Genomic DNA, 20,722 nt, shown 5'->3' on the forward strand with positions numbered 1-20,722 from the left:
TGACGGTGAGTTCTGAGGTGGACGAGACGTGAGTGGCTTTCGCCTCATGGCGGTTCATGCCCATCCCGACGACGAATCCAGCAAGGGTGCTGCGACGACCGCGCGCTATGCCGACGAGGGCCATGACGTCCTCATCGTCACGCTGACCGGCGGCGAACGCGGCAGCATCCTCAATCCCGCGATGGATACCCCGGGGGTGCTGGAGCGGATCGATGAGATCCGGCGCGAGGAGATGGACGCCGCGGCCGCCGCACTCGGGGTGCGGCAGACCTGGCTCGGTTTTGTCGACTCCGGCCTGCCCGAGGGCGATCCGCCGCCGCCGCTGCCGGAGGGCAGCTTCGCGCTGGTCCCCTTGGAGGAGGCGGTCGAGGCGCTGGTCCGGGTGGTGCGCGAGTTCAAACCGCATGTGATGACCACCTATGACGAAAACGGCGGCTACCCGCATCCGGATCACATCCGCTGCCACGAGGTGTCGATGGCCGCATTCGAGGCGGCGGGCGATCCGGAGCGGTTCCCGGACGCGGGCGAGCCATGGCAGCCGCTGAAGATCTACTACGACCACGGCTTCACCATGGCGCGCCTGGATGTCTTCGCCGCGGAGTACGAGCGGATCGGCGAGCCGTTCCCACTGCAGGAGTGGCTGGAGCGGATGCGCACCTACCGGCAGGGCCGCCCGGACGGAATGACCCGGGTGACCACGCAGATCGAATGCGCCAAGTACTTTCCGCAGCGTGACGACGCCCTGCGCGCCCACGCCACCCAGATCGATCCCAACGGCGCGTTCTTCGCGATTCCGATGGAGATGCAGCAGCGGCTGTGGCCGACCGAGGAGTTCGAACTGGCCAAGTCCCGGGTGTCGAGCTCGCTCCCGGAGACCGACCTGTTCGCCGGTATCGAAGACGAGCACCGGTGATGTTGGCTCTGCTCGCTCAAGCGCCCGGCACACCGACCGGACCGGAGTTCGGCAAGGCGTCGCCGCTGGGTCTGGTGATCATTCTGGTGCTGCTCGCCGGGACCGTGCTGTTGGTGCGGTCGATGAACCGGCATATCAAGGGTCTGCCCGCGACCTTCGAGCCCGACCATCCGGAGCCGGATCAGGAGGCCGATGAGGGCACCGAGCCGGGCATCACCCGGCTCGAGGAGAGCAATGGCGACTCGGGCGATCGGCCCGATAAGACCTGATAGCGCCCGCCGCGACACCGGCCGCCCGAGGAATTCGGGCGGCCGGTGTTACGTTTGCGGGCCGTATTTCGTCTATGGGGTAGTCGCGGCCCGATCCACGGGCCGCAGGTGCTTTCGGGCACGGCTGCGAAGTGGCACCGCCCGACGGGCCGAGATCGTCGATGCGATCGGCGCGCATATCAGCGGCCACAAGCCGTACACGTTCCTCACGCCGGAGGAGACGGCCGCCGCGGCGTTCGATGAGAGCACGCTCGCGCGGTTGCGGGAGATCAAGCGTGCGCGCGATCCGCGGTCGGTGATCCGCTCCAACTATCCGGTGCTGGGATAGCGCATTTCGGCCGCTGCCGACCGCCGGGGCGGGGCCGTCGGTCGGCAGCAGTCTGGCCGACGTCCTCATGTGGCATCCGGAGTTCGGCATGACCGGTTGACATTTCGGTTTCGAAGACACAGATCCGCCGGAAGTGCAGCAGCGCAACGCTTTTGGGTCCCTGCCGTGTTGGATTCGGTGATTCGGGCGGCGTTGGATCGAGTTTGGATGTCACCCCGACGTGCTACCCATTCTGCGAACTCTTCGAGCGAAGGATGCCCATGGACAATGTGATCGGACAGATCGACCGCGCTCTGGATATGACGGGCGCGATCGTGGTCGCCGCCGTCGACGGCGACCGGCTCGCGGCGTCGACGCCGTGTTCGGAGTGGGATGTGCACGCCGTGCTCAACCATGCCGTGGGCGGTATGCACCTGTTCGCCGCCGAGGTGAGCGGCACCGACGCGGGCGCCGGACACGATGACGACTGGCTCGGCATCGATCCGCAGGGCGCCTTCGCCGCGGCGTCCGAGGTCGACCGCGCGGCCTGGCATCGACCCGACGCACTGACCGGCACCGTTCACTTCTCGCTCGGCGACCTGTCCGGCCCGGCCGCCGCCATGATCCATCTGACCGAGGTCGTCGCACACGGTATCGATATCGCGGTGGCCATCGACCGCCCCGATCTCGCCGACGACGAGCTGTGCGCCGAACTGCTGACCTCCATGCACGCGATGGGCGGCCTCGACGGCTTCCGCAAACCGGGCATGTTCGGCGCGGAGGTCGCCGTGCCCGCCGACGCGCCAGCGCACCGCCGATTGCTCGGTTATCTCGGGCGGGCATATTGATTGCGTAACCGCTTGCCGCGCAGCTGATTTCGTCGCGTTCGGCGTTGTGCCCGAGCTCGCGTCGCCCGGTCGATCGCCGGATCAGGCGCGGCGAACGGGATGACGCAGGATGGTCCTGGTCTTCGCGTCGGGGGATTTGCGCGGATCCGAGAGGTAGATCTCGTGATGGCGGCCGTTCATGACCAAATTCTGCTCGGCCATGAACGCCTCCATCCGAGCCAGCGTCTCCGGTTCGGTCGCATACGGTCCGATGTGCATGACCTGGATCGCTTCGCCCTCGGTCAGCCGCTCGAATGTCGCGCCCGAGACCATCTCGGCGGTGACGGTATCGGGCATTCGGATCATCAGCTGCCACTGCCACAGTTCGCGCGGCACCGACAGCGGCGGCTCATCGGAATTCACCCACCACTGGCCCTCCAGCTTGGGCACCACGAAATCCTGTCCATCCGCCTTGGCGAGCTTCTTGGCGCCGTAGGCGGTTCGGTACAGCGTCTGCACCGCCTCGGTGTACACCTCGCCGCCGGGTGCGCCCGAGCCGGTGACCGTCAGGTAGCCGTAGGTGTCGAAGGTGCGCAGCTGCGGTTGCGTGGTGGCGTCGTAGTAGTGCTTATCGCTCTTGGCCAGGTCGAGTTTCATCGTGGGTCCTCCCAGTCGAATGCGGACGCTGACGAGCCTGAACCCTCCATCGGCGGGAGAGTCAAGATGACTCGGATCGCTGCCGTATGGAAGCTTGGCAAGTGTGGAGGAGATCTTCCGTAAGGTCGGCGTGCACGGCTGGGTGCATGCCCGATGTTTCGATTGCGAGGGCGCGGCCGGGCTCGGTGCCGACGAACCGGTGGTGTTGGCATCGGTGGTGAAGGTGCCGCTGGTACTGGAGTTCGCGCGGCAGGTCGTGGCCGGTCAGCTCGATCCGACCGACCGGGTGCGGGCGAGCGCGGCGGACCGGCTCGGTGGCGTCGGCACCGCGGGCTGTCTGGACGATGTCGAATTCAGCCTGCGCGATGCCGCGTTCTTCGCACTGTCGGTGAGCGATAACACCGCCGCCGACCTGCTGTTCGATCGCGTCGGCCTGGACAATGTGCGCTCGCTGGTCCGCGAATTGGGCCTGACCCGCACCCGGATCGTCGGCTCGCCCAGGTATGTCGTGCAGACCATGGCCGCGGATATCGGCGCACCCGATACCGCCGAATTCGCGCGCCGCTTCCCGACGCTGAGCGTGTCCGAAGTGCTCGCCACCCGTGCCATGGACCCGCACCACACCACCGCGAGCACGCCGCGCGATATGACCCGCCTGCTCACCCTGCTCGGCCAGGATCGCGCCGGCGCACCCGAGGCCTGCCGGTGGGTGCGCGGACTCATGGCACAGCAGGTCAACTGGCACCGGCTCGCCGCGGCCTTCCCGCCGGAGGTGTCGGTGTGGGGCAAGACCGGTTCACTGCCCGCGATTCGCAATGAGATCGGCGTGGTGGAGTATCCCGGCGGCAGTCGCTATGCCGTCGCGGTTTTCACCAGGGCCGATACCCTCGTGCAACGCTTGCCCGATGTCGATCATGCGATCGGCGAGGCCGCGCGGCTGGCGATCGAGCGCATCCGTCACGATCTGCCGAATACGACATTCCACGGCCGCTGCGCCACCTCCTGAGCGGGTGCGGGCCGCGACGCGCCGTCGCCTTGAATTACTTCGACGATGAGGTCGGCGAGTTCGTGCACCAGGGGATGCGGTGCCGCCGCGGGCCAGGCGAGTGAGAGCCGCCAGCTCAAGGTGTCGGTCAGCGGGCGCCACACGACCCGGGGCTCCTTCTGCGCCACCATGCCCTGGTCGAAGGCGACGCCGCGGCCGGAAAGCACCATGCCGAGCACGAATTCGGGGTTGCGGGCGTGCTGGACCCGGCTGGGCCGGAAGCCGTGCTCCCAGCAGGTGCGCAGGGTGGCGTCGTAGAGTCCGGGCGCGGCGGCCCGCGGAAAGATCACCAGACCGAGTCCGGCCAGCTCGGCCAGGGTGAGCGAGGAGCGAACGGCCAGTGGCGAGTCGCGCGGCAGTACCACGCCGAGCGGTGTCTCGACTTCGGGGCCGAGTTCGAGGCCGACCACATCGACCGGATGCTGGAGCAGCCCGGCATCGAGTTGGCGGTCGGCAAGCAGCCGGATCTGTTCCGCGGTGGTCAGCTCCTGCAGATCGACCCGGACGTCGCGACCTTCGCAGGCGGTGAGGATCGCCGCCAGCACCCGCCCGGCCAGCTCGGGTGGGACCCCGACCCGCAGCGCATCGATCTCACCCCGATGTGCCTTACCCACCAGCCGCTGCGCCCGATCCCAGCGGGCCAGCAGATCGCGGGATTCGGCGAGCAGGATCTGACCCGCCTCGGTCAGTTCGACCCGTCGGCTGTCCCGGTCGAACAGCCGCGCACCGAGATCCTGCTCGAGTTTGCGGATGCGCTGGCTCAGCGGCGGCTGCGCAATGCCCAGCCGCTCGGCCGCACGTCCGAAATGCAGTTCTTCGGCGACGGCGACGAAGTACCGCAACTGGCGCAGGGAGTCCACGCTGCGACGATAGCGTGGTCGTGCTTATCGGCTGATGTCCGGCGATGACGTCGTGCGGCTTGGTTGGACGTGGCCCGCCGGTCCTTCGCGGAGTTGTCCCGGCGTGGTGTCGAAGCGTCGGCGGAAGGCCTTGCTGAAGCTGCTGGTCGAACCGAAGCCCAGCTCCGATGCGATATCGGTGATGCTTCGATGCCGGTAGGCGGGGCTGCGCAGGCGGTCGCGCGCCAATTGCAGGCGTTCTTCCCGGATGACATCACTGGGCGTGGTGCCGACAGTGCTGAATGCCAGTTGAATTTGACGCAGCGACCAGCCGAGCGCACCGGCGACCGATGTGCCGGTGAGGTTCGGATCTCCGGCATGGCTGTGGATATACCGACGGGCGGTCGCCGCCACATGGGCGAGCTGGGTGGGTGAGCTCCCCGGGTCGCCGAGGATCTGCATGCAGATCAGATCCACCAGCCGTTCGGAGACGGCGTCGAATTGATGGTCGGTGAGTACGGCGGATTGGGTGGACAAGCCGCTGATGATCCCGTCGGTTACCTGCCCGAGCCCGCTCGTGAGATCCAGCGGGTGGCTGGGCGGCGCGACGCGGTTGAGGCGATGCTGTATTTCCTTGTGCGGAATGGTGATGATCAGCCCGTGCGTGCCGTCGGACATGGACATCTCGTAAGGCCGGTCGACGGCCACCAGGCCCATGGTTCCCGGCGTGAGGACCCCGTAACCGTCGTCGGTGCGGAAGGACAGTTGCCCGACGAGAGGAACGATCAGCCGGTAGTCGTCATCGGGGTCGGCACGGATGTGCGCTGGGGTGCGCAGGTAGGTGACGGCATCCGATTTCCAGCCGACGAGCTGATAGGCGTCGGTGCGGCGCAGTTGAGTGTGCCCCTGGAAGTCGGTGTGGCTGGGGAATCGGTAGCCGAGCCGACAGTGATATGTGCTGATCAGATGAGCCCAATAGTCGGCTCGCTCATGTGGGTCCACCACACTTGTCGTGGCGGAGTCGGCGATAGCCGCTCGATCCATGAATTCCGCCCTCCGATCGCCGATCATCGGTGGCCTAGGCGTCGACCCCAATTCTCGTAGCAGACTACGGCAGAACCGCGCGGATCACCGCCGGAGCAGCAAATCGCGGGCATTCGAGTTCTGCGCATTCGGACAGTGCTCATGCGTGCTGGGACAAGTGGGGATGCGCGGGCCGCGGCTATGGTCCGAATAGCTCGGATCGGCTAGGTGCGGGCTATCTCGGTGCCGACCTGATTCGGCTGGTCGCGGAAGATAATCGGGAGTTCACATGCGCAGAATCGTGGTCGGCGACGACGGAACCGGGCAGGGACGGGTACTGGCAGACGACAGTATCGACCCGCTGACATTGGCGCTGCTGCCCGGCGCCGAAATCTATCGGATGTGGGAGCTCGACGAGCTGCCCGATCTGCCGGTGGACCGGATGCCGCCGCAAACCGATACGCGTTACTTTCCCGGCCCGGGCGGGTTGCGTTTCGGGTTCATCTCCGTACCTCCGGGGCTGACCTATGAGCCCGACGCCGAGCTGTCCGAGGAAGCCATGGCGGCCGTCGCCGCGGAAGCGGAGGCGAAACTGCCGGGGATGATGGCGGCATTCGACCCCGCCGCGCCCGGCATACACAGCACTGCGAGCATCGATTTCGTGGTCGTGCTCAGCGGCCAGGGCCGCATGCGCCTCGGCGACGGTGTCGATGTATCGCTGCGGTCGGGCGATTGCGTGATCCAGAATGGCGCACCGCACGCCTGGTTCAACGACGGTGCGGTGCCGTTCGTCTTCTGTTACGCCCTCTGCGGCGTCGCCGACCGGAATGCGCCGACGCAGCCATGACTCATCTCCAGCAGCGCCAACGGCGGAGGCCTCTTACATGAGGGCCGCCGGAAATCGTTGGCGCAGTTTCGAATACACGCTGGTGTCGGCCGGTCCGTGCGCCGTGGCCGTCGACCTCCCGACGGTGGGCATGGCGCAGATGTTCGCTGATTGCCTGGTAGTGCGAGTCGATGTCGAACCGGGCGATTGCCCCTTGACCGCCGAGGCCGTTCGCGCGATCCGGTACCTGTGCCTCGTCAGCGAGGCGGACCATATCGTTATCGCCGGAACTCCGCACTGGACGACCCGGGGTAGTCGGTTCACGTCGGCCGCCCGTCCACTGGATGTCCTCACTCACATCGCCGACACCCTCGACGTGCTTGCGGATCTTTCCGAACAATTGGGGGACTACGGGGAACGCGTCCATCTGATGCCGTTCGGATGGAACCTTGCCTGGCGCGCCGAAAAGTCGGCACGACAATGGGATTTGCCGTCGATCACCGTATCCGCGTCCGGGGATATCGAGGTAGTACCGGAGTCCATCCGCCGGTTGTCGGGCCCGAGCGTGCCCTGTTCGTCGACGGCGCGGCCTTCCGGTCCGGCCCGGACCTTTCGGTCTGTCAGCTGCGCCCGTGGTAGTTAGGGCTCACCCACATGCATGACTCCCGCACGTCGGTCGTCATCGGTCGTGCGGGCGAGATCGACACGCTGGCGGCGCTCGCGCGCCGGGCCGCCGCGGGGCAGGGCGCCGTGGTGCTGGTACAGGGCGAACCGGGTATCGGTAAGACAGCGCTATTGGACGCGGCCGGGGCACGGTTTACGGCGGCAGGTTTGCGAATTCGACTCGGCGCCGCCAGCGAACCAGGCCAGACCGTACCGTTCGCGGCGCTGTTCTCCTGGCTCGACGTCGACCACAACGCCGACGCGCCGGGGGCGGATCCGATCCGCGCCCTGATCGACAGCGACGATCCGTCGGGCGACGCGCAGGCAACGCCCGAGATCGTCATCGCCGAGGCGATCCTCGATCACATCGAGACCTGGTGTGCGAGGGGCCCGCTCGCGCTGATAGTGGACGACGTCCACTGGGCCGACAGGTCGAGCCTGTCGGTGTTGCAGCGACTGTGTGCCCGCATCGATGAGCTACCACTATTGCTACTGCTCGCGGCACGCCCACAGCCCCAGGACTCGGTGTTCACCGCACTCTCGGCAGAACTCGTCGAATGCCGCGCCGCGCAGATCCGTCTCGGTGGACTATCCGACGCGGCGACAGCGGAATTGGTGTCGCATCTCGTCGGTGCCGCACCCGGCCCGGCATTGCTGCGGGAGGTTGCGGGCGCGGGCGGCAATCCGCTCTATATCACCGAATTGGTGGCCGCCCTGCTGCGCGAGCAGGCGATCACGGTGGTCGCCGGCACTGCCGATCGCACCGAGGCGGTCGCCGGGCAGCGCCCGTCCGCGACACTCGCGCAGGCGATTTCGCGGAGGCTGGACTTTCTGCCCCGCCGGACACGGAACGTGCTGGCGACTGCCGCCGCGCTGGGCCCGGTCGTCGACGTCACGGAATTGGCGGCGGTTCTGAACCAACCCCTGCTGGATGTGTGGAGCGTGGTCAGTGATGCGATGGTGATCGGATTGCTGATGCGGGTGGACTCCGAAGTGATGTTCCGTCACGACTTGATCTGCCACGTACTGTCCGATCAGCTGCCCGCTACGGTGCGCGCCGGTCTGCTGCGCCGGGCTGGACAGGTTCTGCAGACGACCAACGCGCCGATCGAGCGGATCGCACACTATTTGGCGGTCGCCGACCACGAACTGGACCGGACCAGCATCGACTGGCTGGTCGCGGTAGCCGACAAGCTGGCCTCTCGAACCCCTGAGCTGGCGGTGCAGCTATTGCGGCGCGCGCTGACGGTCGTGGAGTCCGATGATCCACAGCTGATCCGCTCGTATATCAAGGCGCTGCTGTGCAGCGGCCGGACGGCCGAGGCGGAGGCCGAGGCGCGCGCTGCACTGTCGGCGCGCCCGGAGTGCGGCGACGATATCGAATTGCGCTGGCTGCTCGCTAGCGCCTGCCAGGCCCAGGGGCGCATGGCCGATGCCGTCGACATCGCCGAAACCGCGCTGCGCACAATGGATCTCCATGCCGAGCAGGCGGGCCGCTTGCAACGCATGCGCGCTGTGCTCAATCTATCCCTCGAGCGGTTCGATGCGGCGGAGCGGGCTGGCCGAGCGGCGGTCGCGATGGGGGAATCCAGTGGAGATCTGCGCACCGTCGGGTGCGGACTCGCCGTCGTCGGCGCGATCCGATATGCCCGCGGCGATCTCGCCGAGGCGCTGGAGCTGAGTACTCGAATACCCATAGCCTCGACCGACGGCGCCGGACCGGATCAGTTCGATCCATACGCGCTGCGGGCAGACTGTCTGATCGAGCTCGATCGCCTGACCGAGGCCGAAGACGTACTGGAACAGGCGATCGCGCACAACCGCCGTATCCGAGGCGAGCACCTGTGCTCGAACCTGGTCGCCAAGGCACGGCTACATCTGCTCGACGGTCGCTGGGATGACGCGGTGGCCGAATGCAGCGCGGGCGCGGCGGCGCCGGACGTGCTCGGGTACTCGACGGTCGCGCCCACCCTCGCGGCGCTGATCGGTATTCACCGCGGCACGTTCCTACCGGATGTGGACAGCATTCCGCTGCCGGGCGACCGCGTGGGCACCACCGACTACGCGCACTTGCACTCGTGGGCCGAAGCATTGACCCACGAGGCCCGCGGTCATCCGGACCTGGCCTTGAAGCTGCTCGTCGAGACCCACGAGCGACCGGCCGACCGCTCGGCCGCGGCCACGCTGTACTACATCTTCCCGGATATCGCTCGACTGGCCGCGGACGTCGGTGACCCGGAGGCGGCGCGGTCGGTTGCGGCCAGCGCCGACGAACTCGTGGCGCGAGAGCCGACCGCTTCCCGGAGCGGAACAGCGCTGCTGTGTCGCGGTCTGGCCGAGCGTGATTCTGATCGCCTGCTGGCGGCCGCCCAGGCCTTCCGGCAGTCCGGACGGCCGCTCTACGAAGCACAGGCATACGAGAACGCCGCCGTGCTGCTCGCTGCCAACGGATCCGATGCCGACGCTCGTCGCTCGCTGGATACCGCGATAGCGATCTACGGCCGACTCGGCGCATCGTGGGATATCGCCCGTACGGCCGCGCGCGTGCGGCCGTACGAAATTCGACGAGGTGTGCGCGGCCGGCGCAACCGCCCCAAATCCGGCTGGGCGGCACTGACCGATACCGAGCGCAGGGTAGCGGTGCTGGTCGCCGAAGGCCGTTCCAATTCCGGCATCGCGGCGCAGATGTTCTTATCGCACCGCACAGTTCAGTCCCACGTATCGAAGATCCTCGCCAAACTCGATATGCGATCACGGCGCGAGATCGCCGCGGGCATGCCGCGTATGTGACCGCGCCGACAGCGCGAAACCTGGTGTGGCGCAGTCGCTGTCTATCGTGGTGGTGATCATGTTCGACCATGCGTGTGAAGGTGATACGGGATGTTGGATTACGGCCTTGATATGTCCGAGGTGGAGCGCGATCTGGCGCTGCCCGACTTGGTGGCTGAAGGAGATGAGCTCGACGCCCTGGTGTCAGCGCAGGCCGACTGGTCCAAGGACACGCCGGCAGCGGGGTGGACGATCGCCCACCAGATCGCTCATCTTGCCGCAGCCGATGCGAATGTTCTCATCGCCATACGGACCCCGGAGGCGTTCGACGCCGTGCTGAAGCAGGCCGAAGCCGCAGGCAGCCGATACGCCGATCTCGACGCTGCCGCGGGAGCGGCGAAACCGCGATCGGTACTGCTGGAACAATGGCGTGCCGGTCGAACCGAGGTGGCGGCCGCGCTGCGTGATGTTCCACTGGACCACGGGTTTCCGTGGTACGGCTCGCAGTTGACCGCCGCGCTCATGGTGCCGCTTCGGCTGATGGAAACGTGGGCTCACGGGCAGGACGTTTTCGATGCGCTGGGTGTTGCACACCGTCCGACGGGTCGGCTCCGGCATGTGGCCTCCTTGGGAGTCGTAGGGCGAGAGCTGTCGTTCTACGCGGCCCAATTGCCTACTCCGGCAGAGCCGTTCCGTGTCGAGCTGACCGGTCCCGACGGCCGGACCTGGGTCTGGGGCCCAGAAGATGCCGGGCAACGGGTTCAGGGCAGTGCCCGCGACTTCTGTCTTCGAGTCACCCAACGCAGGTCCCTGGCCGAGACCGACCTCACCGCGGTCGGCGAGGACGCCCGCAAGTGGCTGGAGATCGCTCGCGTTTTCCTCTGAAGTGGTGCGCACATCGGCGTCGCATGTGTAGCGGCGTGAGATGTTCGGCGGCGGCGGTCGGTGCCGCGACCAGGTAATCGGCGGGCCCGGCCGATCACTGGGCTATTTCTTGTTCACCGACCACCGAAAGCAATTCGAGCTGTTCGACCGCCCGTGTGCCCGGCACGGGGGTGAACCAGAGCAGCCGTTGGGTGCCGTCCTCGCTGAGCAGGCTGAGGCAGTTCAGTTCGAGCTCGCCTATGACCGGGTGGATCAGCCGCTTGCGGTCTGCTCGACGGACGCCGACGTCACGCCGCCCCCAGAGCTCTGCGAATTCTGCGCTGAGCCCCAAAAGCTTCTGCGTAAGTGCGATGACTTCGGGATCTTTCCCACGGCGCGCGGCGACCGCCTGCATATCCGCCACGAACACCCGGGAGTGGTATGCGTGTTCGTCGGGGTGGTAGAGCGCACGGACGGAGGGGTCCGCAAACCACTGGTAGATGAAACTCGCCTCGATGCCTTTTCCGCCCCTCGGCGGGCCCAGCAGCGCTCTTGCGAGCGGGTTTTGCACCAGTGGCGCGCTGAGATCGGTGATCACCTGTGCCGGGGTGTTCGGAAGCCGGTCGAGGAGGTCGAGCATGCCCGGATGAACATGCGCGGCGATGCCGTGCACCGGTGGTAGTGGACGCCCGGCCAGGTGGTAGAGGTGATCTCGTTCGTCGGAGCTGAGGCGCAGTGTCCGCGACAGCACCGCCAGCATCTGTTCGGACGGCTGAACTCCGCGCCCCTGCTCCAACTCCACGTAATAGTCGGTGGATACCCCGGCGACCGTCGCCACCTCGTCACGACGTAAACCGGGTACGCGCCGACGGGGTCCGGTGGGAAGTCCGATGTCGGCCGGTCGCACCCGGTCTCGCCGGGACTTCAGGAAGGCGCCGAGTTCCGAGAGATCCATGCATTCAGTATCTGTACCCGGTCCCGCCACCTACCAGGGGGTGACGGCACCACTCTCGGCGAGGTGACCGCGCCCGCTCTCAGACGACGCTGTCGGCGACGAGGACGACCTTGCCCTTGGCCTTGCCCTCGGCGAGGTGGTCCAGTGCTGCGGGCGCTTCGCCGAGCGGCAGTACGCGGTCGAGCAGGATGTACGTGCCGGAATCGATCTTCTCGACCACGGTCGCGAGCCGGGTCGCATCCGAGCTGTGGAAGACGAATTCGGCACGCACGCCACGGCTGGTGGCACGCTCGGCGTCGGGTGGGGCAGGCGTCGCCACGAGAATTCCACCACTTCGAAGGACGTCCAATGACCGCACCTCGTTCACACCACCGATGGTGTCGAGCACGACATCGACGTCCGCTGCCACCGTCGTGAAATCGGTTTCGGTGTAGTCGATGACCTGGTGGGCCCCCAACTTCTGCGCGATGTCGACTCCCGCGCCGGAAGCCGTCGTGGTCACCTGGGCGCCGAGATCGCGGGCGAATTGGACCGCGAAACTGCCGACCCCGCCCGCACCGCCGTGCACCAGCACCGTCTGTCCTGATCGGATGTTTGCTACCTGGGTCAACGCCTGCCAGGCGGTGGCGGCGGCGGTCACAATCCCGGCTGCGACATGCAGTGAAACAGTCGAGGGTGCCCGGACCAGCTGGTCTGCCGGTACCACGGCATATTCGGCGGCGGCGCCACCCTGGCGCGGATCGAGGCGTGCGACGACTCGGTCACCGGCCGACCATCCGGTGACGTCGTCGCCGACTGCCACAACTGTTCCGGACAGGTCGGTACCCAGCGTGTAGGGAAATTCGACCGGGAAATAGTCGTGCATCACGCCCGAGCCGATCTTCAGGTCCAGCGGATTGGCGGCGTAGCCCGCAACACGCACCGATACCTCTCGCGCGCCGATGGTCGGCGCTCGGACATCCCGCACCACGGCCTGATCGCCGTACGCCTGAATCTGCACTGCTTTCATTGCTACTTCTCCTCGTTTCCAACCGTCGGCCACGCACCCACCTGCTGGAACCATCCGAGCCAATCCTCGAGGTGCCAGGTCCGTACCATCCGGCCGTCGACCACTTCGTGAAATTCATGGATCCTGATGCGGACTTGCTGCCCGGTTGCGGGTACGCCGAACCAATCACCGTCGTGGGTGCCGCACATCTCGGCGCGCACCGCGACAAGGCCATTGCCGTTGTCTGCACGGCCGTCGACGATGGTGTGAACCACTATCTTGAAGTCTGCGAATGCTCGATTGATCGCTGTGACAAGGGGTTTGATGCCATCACGTCCCGGCACCTGATCCGGCCCGAGGGGTATGTCGTCCCAGTCGGGTGTCACGACGTCATCGAACAGTGCGGTATCGCCACTGAAGCCGCGGTAGAAGGTCTCGATCAGTTCGTCGAGCGATCTCGTCATTGTCTTTCCTTCGATCGTGTTGGTGCCGTGGCCCGTACCCGCTCCGGTCCCGACCACCATCGGGGCCGGGATCCCGTGGGTCTTGCGCATGCCTGCTCCCTTCTCTGGGGCCTTCCCGAGATGAGCTCAACTGTCGGTGTCGCCGCCGCGGCCATCCAGATGAGGCTTCCCCCGGTGCTTCCGGCACCACCGTCCGGCAGCAGGGGGCAACAACCCCCGGATCGCTGTCAGCACACATCCACCCGCCCGATGCCGCGAACGGGGCTGTGCCGCTGGAGAGCTGGTGGATCCACGCGTCCGCGATCCGGGCCGCTACCGCATGGCCAGTCCTAGCGCGGTGAGCCAGATATGGGTGACGGTGGCGGCGGTGTCGTCCAGCGGGCCGCCGGACCGCGAAGCCTGATAGAACGAGCGCTCGGTCATCCATACCAGGGCGGTTGCGACAGCGCGGGCGCCCGCGGGGCCGTCGTCGTGGGGGATTCCCGCTCGTTCCGCGATGCCCTGCGTCGTGTCGCGGATGGCTGCCACTGCCGAATGCCAGGATTCTTCGATCGCGGGCACCGTCGGCGCGAGGTCGACCGCGGCACGCACCACGTTGCCGTGGTCGCGCCACATCTGAGCGGTGCGGGCGACGGCCCGGCGGATGGCCGTCTCGGGTGGACCGGCGGCGTCGGCGTCGTCGATCTCGGTGCGCAGTGTCTCGACTGTGCGTTCGACCAGCGCCGTGAGCAGGGCGTTCTTGGATGCGAAATAGAAGTAGAACGCTCCCCGGGTGATGCCCACGTCCGTGGCGACGGTTTCGATCGTCATGCGCTCGAAACCGATCTCCTGCAGTTGCCGTTCGGCGGCATCGAGAATGGCGCGCTCACGCAGATCACCTTTCGTCGGTGTGTTGCGTCGGCGTCCTCGTCTGGTCGGGGTGTCTGGCACGAACCGACTCTACCCGCCATAGAAATTTTTCTACGCATTGTAGATTTTTTCTGACTAAGTGTAGATTGCGTGGCCATGAGCGAGCAGACAAGTGCGAGAGTCTTTTTCATCACCGGCGTCAGCTCGGGGTTCGGGCTGAGCTTCGCGGAAGCGGCGATGCAGGCCGGTCACACGGTGGTCGGCACCGTTCGCAACAGCGCCGACGCGACCGAATTCGAAGCGCTGCACCCGGATCGGGCCATCGCGCGCATCCTCGATGTGACCGACGATGAGGCGGTCTTCCGCACGGTGGACGATGTCGAGGCAACGGTCGGCCCGATCGATGTGCTCATCGCCAACGCGGGATATGGGCACGAAGGCGTCCTGGAGGAGTCGCCGATGGCCGAACTGCGAGCACAGTTCGACGTGAACGTCTTCGCGGCGGTCGCCACCATCAAGGCCGCGCTGCCGCATATGCGTGGTCGTCGCCGCGGTCATATCTTCGCGGTCACTTCGATGGGTGGACTGATGACCGTTCCGGGCCTGGCCTATTACCACGGCAGCAAGTACGCGCTGGAAGGAATCCTGGAGACGCTCGGAAAGGAGGTGTCGCAGTTCGGGATTCACGTCACCGCGATCGCACCCGGATCATTCCGCACCGAGTGGGCAGGCCGGTCGATGGTCCGTACCGAACGCTCGATCGCCGAATACGACGCTTTGATGAACCCGATTCGCGAGCGCAGACTGTCCGCCAGCGGCAAGCAACTCGGCGATCCACGCAAGGCCGCGGCCGCCGTGCTGTCGGTGCTCGACACCGGCGACGCGCCGACACACCTGGTGCTCGGCTCCGATGCCCTGCGGTTGATCACCGCGGGCCGGGCGGTCGTGGACGACGAGATCGAGCGCTGGGCCGACCTGTCTCGTTCGACCGACTTCCCGGATGGCGCCCAGCTCGCTGGGTAGGTCCATGACGGCCGTAGTTCCAGGCGTTCGCAACTGCTGGCGGACAACCTTGTGTTGCGTCCCTTCGCATTCGGGACGTGCAAACTCGGCGTGAACCGCCGCGCCGATGCCGTCGCCCGCGCCACGGGTCTGCTCGCACCCTTCTCCCGCTATCGCTGACCCGCGGGTACTCCACATCCGGTCCGGCTGGTCCACGCAGCCGTCGCTACCCGTTGCTCCGCCGATGCGTCAGCGGCCGGGGCGATGGCTGCGCGGCTTGTTGTCCGCACTCGGCTCGCCCGGCAAGTAGTAGCCGTGGCACTGAACGGGTTTACAAAGCGGAACGTTGCTCCGTATAGTTCCGGAGCAACGTTCCGCTTTGGAGCGCGGCCGACATCCCCAGCAAGGAAGTACGCATCATGAGTGAATCGACTGTCGCTACACCCGACGCCCCCGGTCCTGTCTTCTCGGTCGCTCCGGTGGTGCTGCCGGTTCCCGGCCGCCCCGTGGATCTGCAACTGCGGGTCTCGGCACCGGTGACCGGAAGCGAGTTGCCGATCATCCTGCTCTCGCACGGTCACGGCTACTCGAACCACCTGTCCTCGCTGAACGGCTATGCGCCCCTTGCCAACTACTGGGCCGCGCACGGCTTCGCCGTCATCCAGCCCACCCACCTGGACTCGAAAACGCTGGCCGGTGCTCCCGACCTGAACCCCGATGATCCGGAGGCGCCGCTGTACTGGCGGTCGCGGGCCGAGGATATGAGACGCATCCTCGACCAACTCGACGCGATCGAGGCCGCGGTCCCGCAGCTGCGCGGCCGCTTGGACCACGGCAAGGTCGCGGTGGCCGGACACTCGATGGGCGGGCACACCGCGAGCCTGCTGCTGGGCGCGCGGCTCACCGATCCCCGCGATGAAATGGAAGTGGATCTGGCCGATCCCCGGATCGCGGCGGGAGTGCTGCTCGCCGCGCCCGGGCGAGGCGGCGATGCCCTCACCGAATTCGTTGTCGAGAACTATCCCTTCTTCCTGACCGCGGACTTCACCACCATGACGACACCCGCGCTGGTGGTCGCCGGTGACAAGGACACCTCCACCCACCTGACGGTCGTTGGGCCGGACTGGCACACCGATCCGTACTTCCTCTCCCCGGGTCGCAAAACCCTGCTGACCCTGGCCGACGCCGAACACGGCCTCGGCGGGATCTCCGGATACGACGTCGCCGAGACCACCGACGAGAACCCGGAAAGAGTCGCAGTGGTCCAGCGGCTCACCTCGGCCTACCTCCGCAGTGCGCTGTACCCCGGGGATTCCGCTTGGCAGACGGCGTGTGATGCGCTGACGGCGGGACCCGACCCGCTGGGGCGCGTCGAGTCCAAGTAGTCCTTAACCGGCATGGTCGGCCGCTGCTTTGCTCGCATGCGATTCATGCAACGGTGGTCGTCGGGTAATGCGGACGGAGGCTGATCGCGAGTATGCGGTCGAGCGTCCGGTCGGGTAGTACCCGTGACAGGCGGGTGATCAGGGCCGCGTCACGGCCCACGGTGTAGCGGGTGCGGGGCTTGCCGGCGGTTACGGCCTTCGCGATCACCCGGGCGGCGTCGTCGGCGGGCCTGCCATTCGGGATATGGGCGGCGGCGTGTGCGTTCACCGCCTGGATCAGCCTTCCGTAGCGGTCGCGCTGTTCCGGTGACATGGCAGCGGCCTGCTGGTTCGTGGCGGCGATGACCCGGTCCGACATCTCGGTGCGGACCGCTCCGGGCTCGACGACGACGACTTGCACGCCCAGCGGCGCCAGTTCCCGGCGCAGCGAGTCGCTGACCGCCTCGAGGGCGAACTTCGTTGCCGCGTAGGGGCCGTATGCGGGCATGGCGACTCGCCCGCCGACCGAGCTGATGTTGATCACGCGGCCCGAGTTGCGCAGCAGCGCGGGCAGCAACGCTTGGGTGACGGCGATGTGACCGAAGAGGTTGACCTCGAACTGCCTGCGCCACTCGTCCAACGGCAGGGTCTCGACAGGGGCGTTGATTTGGATGGCGGCATTGTTCACCAGCGCCCGCAGCGCACCTGTCCGCGACCCATCGGCGAAGAGGGAGGCCAGTCGCGCGATGTGATCCGGCTCGGTGATGTCGAGAATGATCGGCTCGATGCGGTCCGTGCGAAGCGCGTCGGCGTCCTGGTCGCGGCGGACTCCGGCGATGACATGGAATCCTCGGCGAGCCAGTTCGCGTGCGGCCGCCGCGCCGATCCCGGTCGAGGCCCCGGTCACGACGACGCAGCCCTGAGGTTTCCGCGATTTTTCAGATGACATTGTCATCTTGATGACGATAGGCATCTCAGATGACAGCGTCAACTGTATTGTGATCGGCATGGTCAGCCGCATGGAATCCGCCGCCACCACGCGACGCACCCTGCTGGACGCCGCCGCCGACCTGCTGGACAGCGGTGGCCCGGACGCGGTGACGTTGCGCGCAGTCGGGGCGCGCGCGGGGGTCACCCGCGGTGCGCCGTACCGGCACTTTCCCGACAAGGACAGCCTGCTGACCGCCATTGCAACCGAGGCACTGGACCGGCTCGCGGATCAGGTGCGGGCCGTGCGCGCCGATCCGCAGATATCCCCGGCCGACAAGCTGCAACGCGCCCTGACCGCGCTGATGACCGTCGGCCGTCGTCAGCCGCACCGGTACCAGCTGATGTTCACCTCCCCGGCCGGCGACGCATCCGCGATCGACGCCTCGACCCGGGCGGCCGAGCGCGCCCAGGACGAATTCCTCGCCATCGTCGGCGAAGTCGTCGGCGCACAGCACGCTGAGCGATTCGGGGCGCTGCTCTTGACCAGCGCGCACGGGATCACGGTGATGCAGATCAGCGGGCACCTGCCCGAAGAGAAGTGGCACGTCACGGCCGAGGAACTTGTCTCGACCCTGGTGTGCATGATCGATCGCCAGGTCCACACGGAGGCTTCGTGACGCGCTCGGCGTACTGCTAGAGCGCCGGGTCGTCGACGGTCCGCGGGTTCGTCCGCCGGTGGACAGCAATTGTCAACACGCGCAATCGGTTTCAGTTCCGAGCCGGACTATCGGCTGCCGTAGCCGCCGCCATGTGATGGCGTACTACTCTTCAAGTGATGGCCCACGAGTCTCCGGTGTGGTGGCGGGGCAGGTTTTGCCATACCGCCGATCTCCATCGTGTGGTTCGAGGCGCTGAGCGAGTTACGTGCTGGCTTGACACAGGAGGTTGATGGGTGTGAACCAATTATCTGGTGCGACATCTCCCTATCTGCGTCAGCACGCCGCCAATCCGGTGGATTGGCGGGAGTGGGATGCGGATGCGCTGGCGGAGGCGGCGGCGCGGGATGTGCCGATCCTGCTGTCGGTCGGGTATGCGAGCTGTCACTGGTGTCATGTGATGGCACATGAATCGTTCGAGGACGCGCAGACGGCCGCGTTGATGAATGACAACTTCGTGTGCGTCAAGGTGGATCGCGAGGAGCGTCCGGATCTGGATGCGGTCTATATGAATGCCACGGTGGCGATGACCGGTCAGGGGGGCTGGCCGATGACGTGCTTCCTCACCCCGGGTGGCGAACCGTTCTATTGCGGCACCTACTACCCGAAACTGCCGCGCGGCGGGATGCCGTCGTTCACCCAGTTGCTCGCCGCCATTACCGATACCTGGAAGACCCGCCGCGACGAAGTGGACCAGGCATCCGCCCAGGTGACCGCGGCGTTGCGAGCGCAAACCGCCGGACTGCCCGATGCCGAGGTGGCGATCTCGGCCGACCTGCTCGCGCACGCCGTCGCCGCGGTGATCCGCGATGAGGATCCCAAACACGGCGGATTCGGCGGCGCACCGAAGTTTCCGCCATCGGCGCTGCTGGAGGGGCTACTGCGCAGCTGGGAGCGCACCGGCGACGCGGCCGTCTTCGATGTGGTCAACCGCACCGCCGAGGCCATGGCGCGCGGTGGTATCTACGACCAGTTGCGCGGCGGTTTCGCGCGCTACTCCGTCGATGCCGCCTGGGTGGTGCCGCATTTCGAGAAGATGCTCTACGACAATGCTCAATTGCTGCGCGCCTATGCGCATCTCGCCCGGCGTACTCCCGAGCCGGCCCGGGAGTCCTTGGCGCACAGGGTCACTCGGGAGACCGTGCAGTTCATCATCGATGATCTCGGTACCGACGGTGGTGGGTTCGCCTCCGCGCTCGATGCCGATACGCACCTGGAATCCGGCGGTCCCGGCGTCGAGGGCGCGACGTACGTATGGGCGCCCGCCGACTTGATCGGCGAACTCGGTTCCATCGACGGCGCATGGGCCGCTGAGGTTTTCGGGGTCACCACCGCCGGTAACTTCGAACAGGGCACCTCGGTCCTCACCCGCTACTCCGACCCCGATGCCCTATCCGACTCGGCCACCGCGGCGGTCGCCCGCGAGCGCTTCGAGCGGATTCGTGCGACGCTGCGGGCGGCCCGTGGCCGACGCCCACAGCCGGACCGCGACGACAAGGTCGTGACCGCATGGAACGGTATGGCCATTACCGCTCTCGCCGAAGCGGGCTCCGCACTGCGGCAAGATGATTGGCTGGACGCCGCCATCCGCTGCGCCCGCTTCCTGCTGGCCGAGCATGTGGTCGACGGCCGGGTGCGCCGCGCCTCCCTCGGTGGTGTCGTCGGTGCGTCTCCCGGCGTCCTGGAGGACTATGCCTGGCTGGTCACCGGCCTGCTCGCCCTGCATCAGGCCACCGGCCAACTGGACTGGCTCGAAGACGCACAACGCCTGCTCGACAAGGCGATTCAGCACTTCGCCGATCCCGCCGCCCCCGGCAGCTGGTTCGACACCGCCGACGATGCCGAAACCCTCGTCACGCGTCCCCGCGACCCCATCGACGGCGCCACCCCGGCGGGTGCCTCCGCACTGGCCGAAGCCCTGCTCACCGCCGCTGCCGCCAGTGCACCGGAACCCGCCCTGCGCTACCGCGAACTGGCCGACCAGACGCTCGCCCGCGGCGCGGTCGTCCTCGCCCGCGCTCCGCGCTCGGCAGGTCAATGGCTGACCGTCGCCGAAGCCGCCCTCCGTGGCCCGCTGCAGGTCGCGATTGCGGCCGACAGCTCCACCGCGGCAATGGAATTGATCGCCACCGCACGCACCGAAGCCCCGGGCGGCACGGTCATTATCGCCGCACCCGCCGACTCGGTTCCCCTCCTGGCCGACCGACCCCAGAAGAACGGCGCACCGGCCGCCTACGTCTGCCGCGGCTCGGTCTGCGACCTTCCGGTGACGACTCCTGCCGACCTGAGCGCCTCGCTGAAACGCCCCTAGCCTGCACCAGCGGTTGCCCGCGGTCTGCTCCGCATGGACCGTTTGGATCGTGCGCCGGCCGACCTGCCGCCCGAAGTCCGGGCGGCCCCCACTCGTGACGAGGCCGTCCTGGAGCGCGCGGTCGTCGTACCGGACGAGCGA

21 protein-coding genes are annotated in these 20,722 nt (G+C 67.0%); 13 read left to right on the plus strand and 8 right to left on the minus strand.

What is annotated here, in order from left to right; translation table 11 throughout:
• The first annotated feature begins 28 nt into the window (after window positions 1-28).
• The 4 genes from mca (at window position 29) to ACWEO2_RS14210 (ending at window position 2,337) form a co-directional block, all read left to right on the plus strand.
• Window positions 29-913, plus strand: coding sequence for a mycothiol conjugate amidase Mca (gene mca / locus ACWEO2_RS14195; protein ID WP_354951533.1), 885 nt, complete (start codon window positions 29-31; stop codon window positions 911-913).
• Window positions 913-1,182 (plus strand): hypothetical protein, encoded by a 270-nt coding sequence (locus ACWEO2_RS14200; RefSeq protein WP_452405702.1) that lies wholly within the window; start codon window positions 913-915, stop codon window positions 1,180-1,182. Before mca ends, ACWEO2_RS14200 begins: the two co-directional genes overlap by 1 nt.
• Complete coding sequence (locus ACWEO2_RS14205; protein WP_452405668.1) at window positions 1,148-1,510, plus strand: hypothetical protein; 363 nt, start codon at window positions 1,148-1,150, stop codon at window positions 1,508-1,510. Before ACWEO2_RS14200 ends, ACWEO2_RS14205 begins: the two co-directional genes overlap by 35 nt.
• A gap of 260 nt (window positions 1,511-1,770) precedes the next feature.
• Complete coding sequence (locus ACWEO2_RS14210; protein ID WP_452405669.1) at window positions 1,771-2,337, plus strand: TIGR03086 family metal-binding protein; 567 nt, start codon at window positions 1,771-1,773, stop codon at window positions 2,335-2,337.
• 81 nt (window positions 2,338-2,418) lie between these two features.
• Here ACWEO2_RS14210 and ACWEO2_RS14215 read toward each other — a convergent pair whose 3' ends face one another.
• The gene (locus ACWEO2_RS14215; protein WP_452405670.1) at window positions 2,419-2,973 is read right to left on the minus strand and encodes a GyrI-like domain-containing protein; all 555 of its coding nucleotides are present in this window, start codon (window positions 2,971-2,973) and stop codon (window positions 2,419-2,421) included.
• A gap of 103 nt (window positions 2,974-3,076) precedes the next feature.
• On the opposite strand from ACWEO2_RS14215, the gene ACWEO2_RS14220 reads away from it, so the two are divergent.
• The gene (locus ACWEO2_RS14220; RefSeq protein ID WP_452405703.1) at window positions 3,077-3,979 is read left to right on the plus strand and encodes a serine hydrolase; all 903 of its coding nucleotides are present in this window, start codon (window positions 3,077-3,079) and stop codon (window positions 3,977-3,979) included.
• Here ACWEO2_RS14220 and ACWEO2_RS14225 read toward each other — a convergent pair.
• Together ACWEO2_RS14225 and ACWEO2_RS14230 are read right to left on the minus strand one after the other, a co-directional pair.
• Window positions 3,931-4,878: a LysR substrate-binding domain-containing protein gene (locus tag ACWEO2_RS14225; RefSeq protein WP_355176748.1), complete on the minus strand. Its 948-nt coding sequence runs from the start codon at window positions 4,876-4,878 to the stop codon at window positions 3,931-3,933. The two genes, ACWEO2_RS14220 and ACWEO2_RS14225, sit on opposite strands and share 49 nt — an antisense overlap.
• A 24-nt stretch (window positions 4,879-4,902) precedes the next feature.
• On the minus strand, window positions 4,903-5,901 hold the full coding sequence (locus ACWEO2_RS14230) for an AraC family transcriptional regulator (RefSeq protein ID WP_452405671.1): 999 nt from the start codon (window positions 5,899-5,901) through the stop codon (window positions 4,903-4,905).
• A gap of 268 nt (window positions 5,902-6,169) precedes the next feature.
• On the opposite strand from ACWEO2_RS14230, the gene ACWEO2_RS14235 reads away from it, so the two are divergent.
• From ACWEO2_RS14235 to ACWEO2_RS14250, 4 genes are all read left to right on the plus strand, one after another.
• A complete protein-coding gene (locus ACWEO2_RS14235; protein ID WP_452405672.1) occupies window positions 6,170-6,727 on the plus strand; it encodes a cupin domain-containing protein in 558 nt (185 codons plus the stop codon).
• Window positions 6,728-6,764: 37 nt separating this feature from the next.
• Window positions 6,765-7,349: a hypothetical protein gene (locus ACWEO2_RS14240; protein WP_452405673.1), complete on the plus strand. Its 585-nt coding sequence runs from the start codon at window positions 6,765-6,767 to the stop codon at window positions 7,347-7,349.
• An 11-nt stretch (window positions 7,350-7,360) separates the two neighbouring features.
• Window positions 7,361-10,159, plus strand: coding sequence for a helix-turn-helix transcriptional regulator (locus ACWEO2_RS14245; RefSeq protein ID WP_452405674.1), 2,799 nt, complete (start codon window positions 7,361-7,363; stop codon window positions 10,157-10,159).
• A gap of 90 nt (window positions 10,160-10,249) precedes the next feature.
• Entirely contained in the window at window positions 10,250-11,023 is a 774-nt protein-coding gene (locus tag ACWEO2_RS14250) for a TIGR03084 family metal-binding protein (protein ID WP_452405675.1), read from the plus strand.
• Between the two features lie 94 nt (window positions 11,024-11,117).
• On the opposite strand, the gene ACWEO2_RS14255 is transcribed toward ACWEO2_RS14250, so the two are convergent.
• From ACWEO2_RS14255 to ACWEO2_RS14270, 4 genes are all read right to left on the minus strand, one after another.
• A complete protein-coding gene (locus ACWEO2_RS14255) occupies window positions 11,118-11,957 on the minus strand; it encodes a helix-turn-helix transcriptional regulator (RefSeq protein ID WP_452405676.1) in 840 nt (279 codons plus the stop codon).
• 79 nt (window positions 11,958-12,036) lie between these two features.
• Window positions 12,037-12,966, minus strand: coding sequence for an NADP-dependent oxidoreductase (locus ACWEO2_RS14260; RefSeq protein WP_452405677.1), 930 nt, complete (start codon window positions 12,964-12,966; stop codon window positions 12,037-12,039).
• Between the two features lie 2 nt (window positions 12,967-12,968).
• Window positions 12,969-13,499: an ester cyclase gene (locus ACWEO2_RS14265; protein WP_452405678.1), complete on the minus strand. Its 531-nt coding sequence runs from the start codon at window positions 13,497-13,499 to the stop codon at window positions 12,969-12,971.
• 222 nt (window positions 13,500-13,721) lie between these two features.
• Entirely contained in the window at window positions 13,722-14,339 is a 618-nt protein-coding gene (locus tag ACWEO2_RS14270; RefSeq protein WP_452405679.1) for a TetR/AcrR family transcriptional regulator, read from the minus strand.
• Window positions 14,340-14,414: 75 nt separating this feature from the next.
• Here ACWEO2_RS14270 and ACWEO2_RS14275 point away from each other — a divergent pair, with 75 nt between their 5' ends.
• Together ACWEO2_RS14275 and ACWEO2_RS14280 are read left to right on the plus strand one after the other, a co-directional pair.
• Window positions 14,415-15,281 (plus strand): oxidoreductase, encoded by an 867-nt coding sequence (locus tag ACWEO2_RS14275; RefSeq protein WP_452405680.1) that lies wholly within the window; start codon window positions 14,415-14,417, stop codon window positions 15,279-15,281.
• Window positions 15,282-15,679: 398 nt separating this feature from the next.
• A complete protein-coding gene (locus tag ACWEO2_RS14280; protein WP_452405681.1) occupies window positions 15,680-16,645 on the plus strand; it encodes an alpha/beta hydrolase family protein in 966 nt (321 codons plus the stop codon).
• 43 nt (window positions 16,646-16,688) lie between these two features.
• Here ACWEO2_RS14280 and ACWEO2_RS14285 read toward each other — a convergent pair whose 3' ends face one another.
• Window positions 16,689-17,579 (minus strand): SDR family oxidoreductase, encoded by an 891-nt coding sequence (locus ACWEO2_RS14285; protein ID WP_452405682.1) that lies wholly within the window; start codon window positions 17,577-17,579, stop codon window positions 16,689-16,691.
• 52 nt (window positions 17,580-17,631) lie between these two features.
• Here ACWEO2_RS14285 and ACWEO2_RS14290 point away from each other — a divergent pair, with 52 nt between their 5' ends.
• Both ACWEO2_RS14290 and ACWEO2_RS14295 read left to right on the plus strand, forming a co-directional pair.
• On the plus strand, window positions 17,632-18,231 hold the full coding sequence (locus ACWEO2_RS14290) for a TetR/AcrR family transcriptional regulator (RefSeq protein WP_452405683.1): 600 nt from the start codon (window positions 17,632-17,634) through the stop codon (window positions 18,229-18,231).
• Between the two features lie 277 nt (window positions 18,232-18,508).
• Window positions 18,509-20,581 carry a thioredoxin domain-containing protein gene (locus ACWEO2_RS14295; RefSeq protein ID WP_452405684.1) on the plus strand — a complete coding sequence of 691 codons (2,073 nt, stop codon included), beginning with the start codon at window positions 18,509-18,511 and terminating at the stop codon, window positions 20,579-20,581.
• The last annotated feature ends 141 nt before the right edge of the window (window positions 20,582-20,722 follow it).

The sequence above is a fragment of the Nocardia sp. NPDC004278 genome (assembly GCF_053602975.1).

Excerpts from the sequence above, each read along its gene's own strand:
- ACWEO2_RS14200 (WP_452405702.1), top strand. The coding sequence starts at position 913 with ATGTTGGCTCTGCTCGCTCAAGCGCCCGGCACACCGACCGGACCGGAG.
- ACWEO2_RS14205 (WP_452405668.1), top strand. The coding sequence starts at position 1,148 with ATGGCGACTCGGGCGATCGGCCCGATAAGACCTGATAGCGCCCGCCGC.
- ACWEO2_RS14210 (WP_452405669.1), top strand. The coding sequence starts at position 1,771 with ATGGACAATGTGATCGGACAGATCGACCGCGCTCTGGATATGACGGGC.
- ACWEO2_RS14215 (WP_452405670.1), bottom strand. The coding sequence starts at position 2,973 with ATGAAACTCGACCTGGCCAAGAGCGATAAGCACTACTACGACGCCACC.
- ACWEO2_RS14230 (WP_452405671.1), bottom strand. The coding sequence starts at position 5,901 with ATGGATCGAGCGGCTATCGCCGACTCCGCCACGACAAGTGTGGTGGAC.
- ACWEO2_RS14235 (WP_452405672.1), top strand. The coding sequence starts at position 6,170 with ATGCGCAGAATCGTGGTCGGCGACGACGGAACCGGGCAGGGACGGGTA.
- ACWEO2_RS14240 (WP_452405673.1), top strand. The coding sequence starts at position 6,765 with ATGAGGGCCGCCGGAAATCGTTGGCGCAGTTTCGAATACACGCTGGTG.
- ACWEO2_RS14245 (WP_452405674.1), top strand. The coding sequence starts at position 7,361 with ATGCATGACTCCCGCACGTCGGTCGTCATCGGTCGTGCGGGCGAGATC.
- ACWEO2_RS14250 (WP_452405675.1), top strand. The coding sequence starts at position 10,250 with ATGTTGGATTACGGCCTTGATATGTCCGAGGTGGAGCGCGATCTGGCG.
- ACWEO2_RS14255 (WP_452405676.1), bottom strand. The coding sequence starts at position 11,957 with ATGGATCTCTCGGAACTCGGCGCCTTCCTGAAGTCCCGGCGAGACCGG.
- ACWEO2_RS14260 (WP_452405677.1), bottom strand. The coding sequence starts at position 12,966 with ATGAAAGCAGTGCAGATTCAGGCGTACGGCGATCAGGCCGTGGTGCGG.
- ACWEO2_RS14265 (WP_452405678.1), bottom strand. The coding sequence starts at position 13,499 with ATGCGCAAGACCCACGGGATCCCGGCCCCGATGGTGGTCGGGACCGGA.
- ACWEO2_RS14275 (WP_452405680.1), top strand. The coding sequence starts at position 14,415 with ATGAGCGAGCAGACAAGTGCGAGAGTCTTTTTCATCACCGGCGTCAGC.
- ACWEO2_RS14280 (WP_452405681.1), top strand. The coding sequence starts at position 15,680 with ATGAGTGAATCGACTGTCGCTACACCCGACGCCCCCGGTCCTGTCTTC.
- ACWEO2_RS14285 (WP_452405682.1), bottom strand. The coding sequence starts at position 17,579 with ATGACAATGTCATCTGAAAAATCGCGGAAACCTCAGGGCTGCGTCGTC.
- ACWEO2_RS14290 (WP_452405683.1), top strand. The coding sequence starts at position 17,632 with ATGGTCAGCCGCATGGAATCCGCCGCCACCACGCGACGCACCCTGCTG.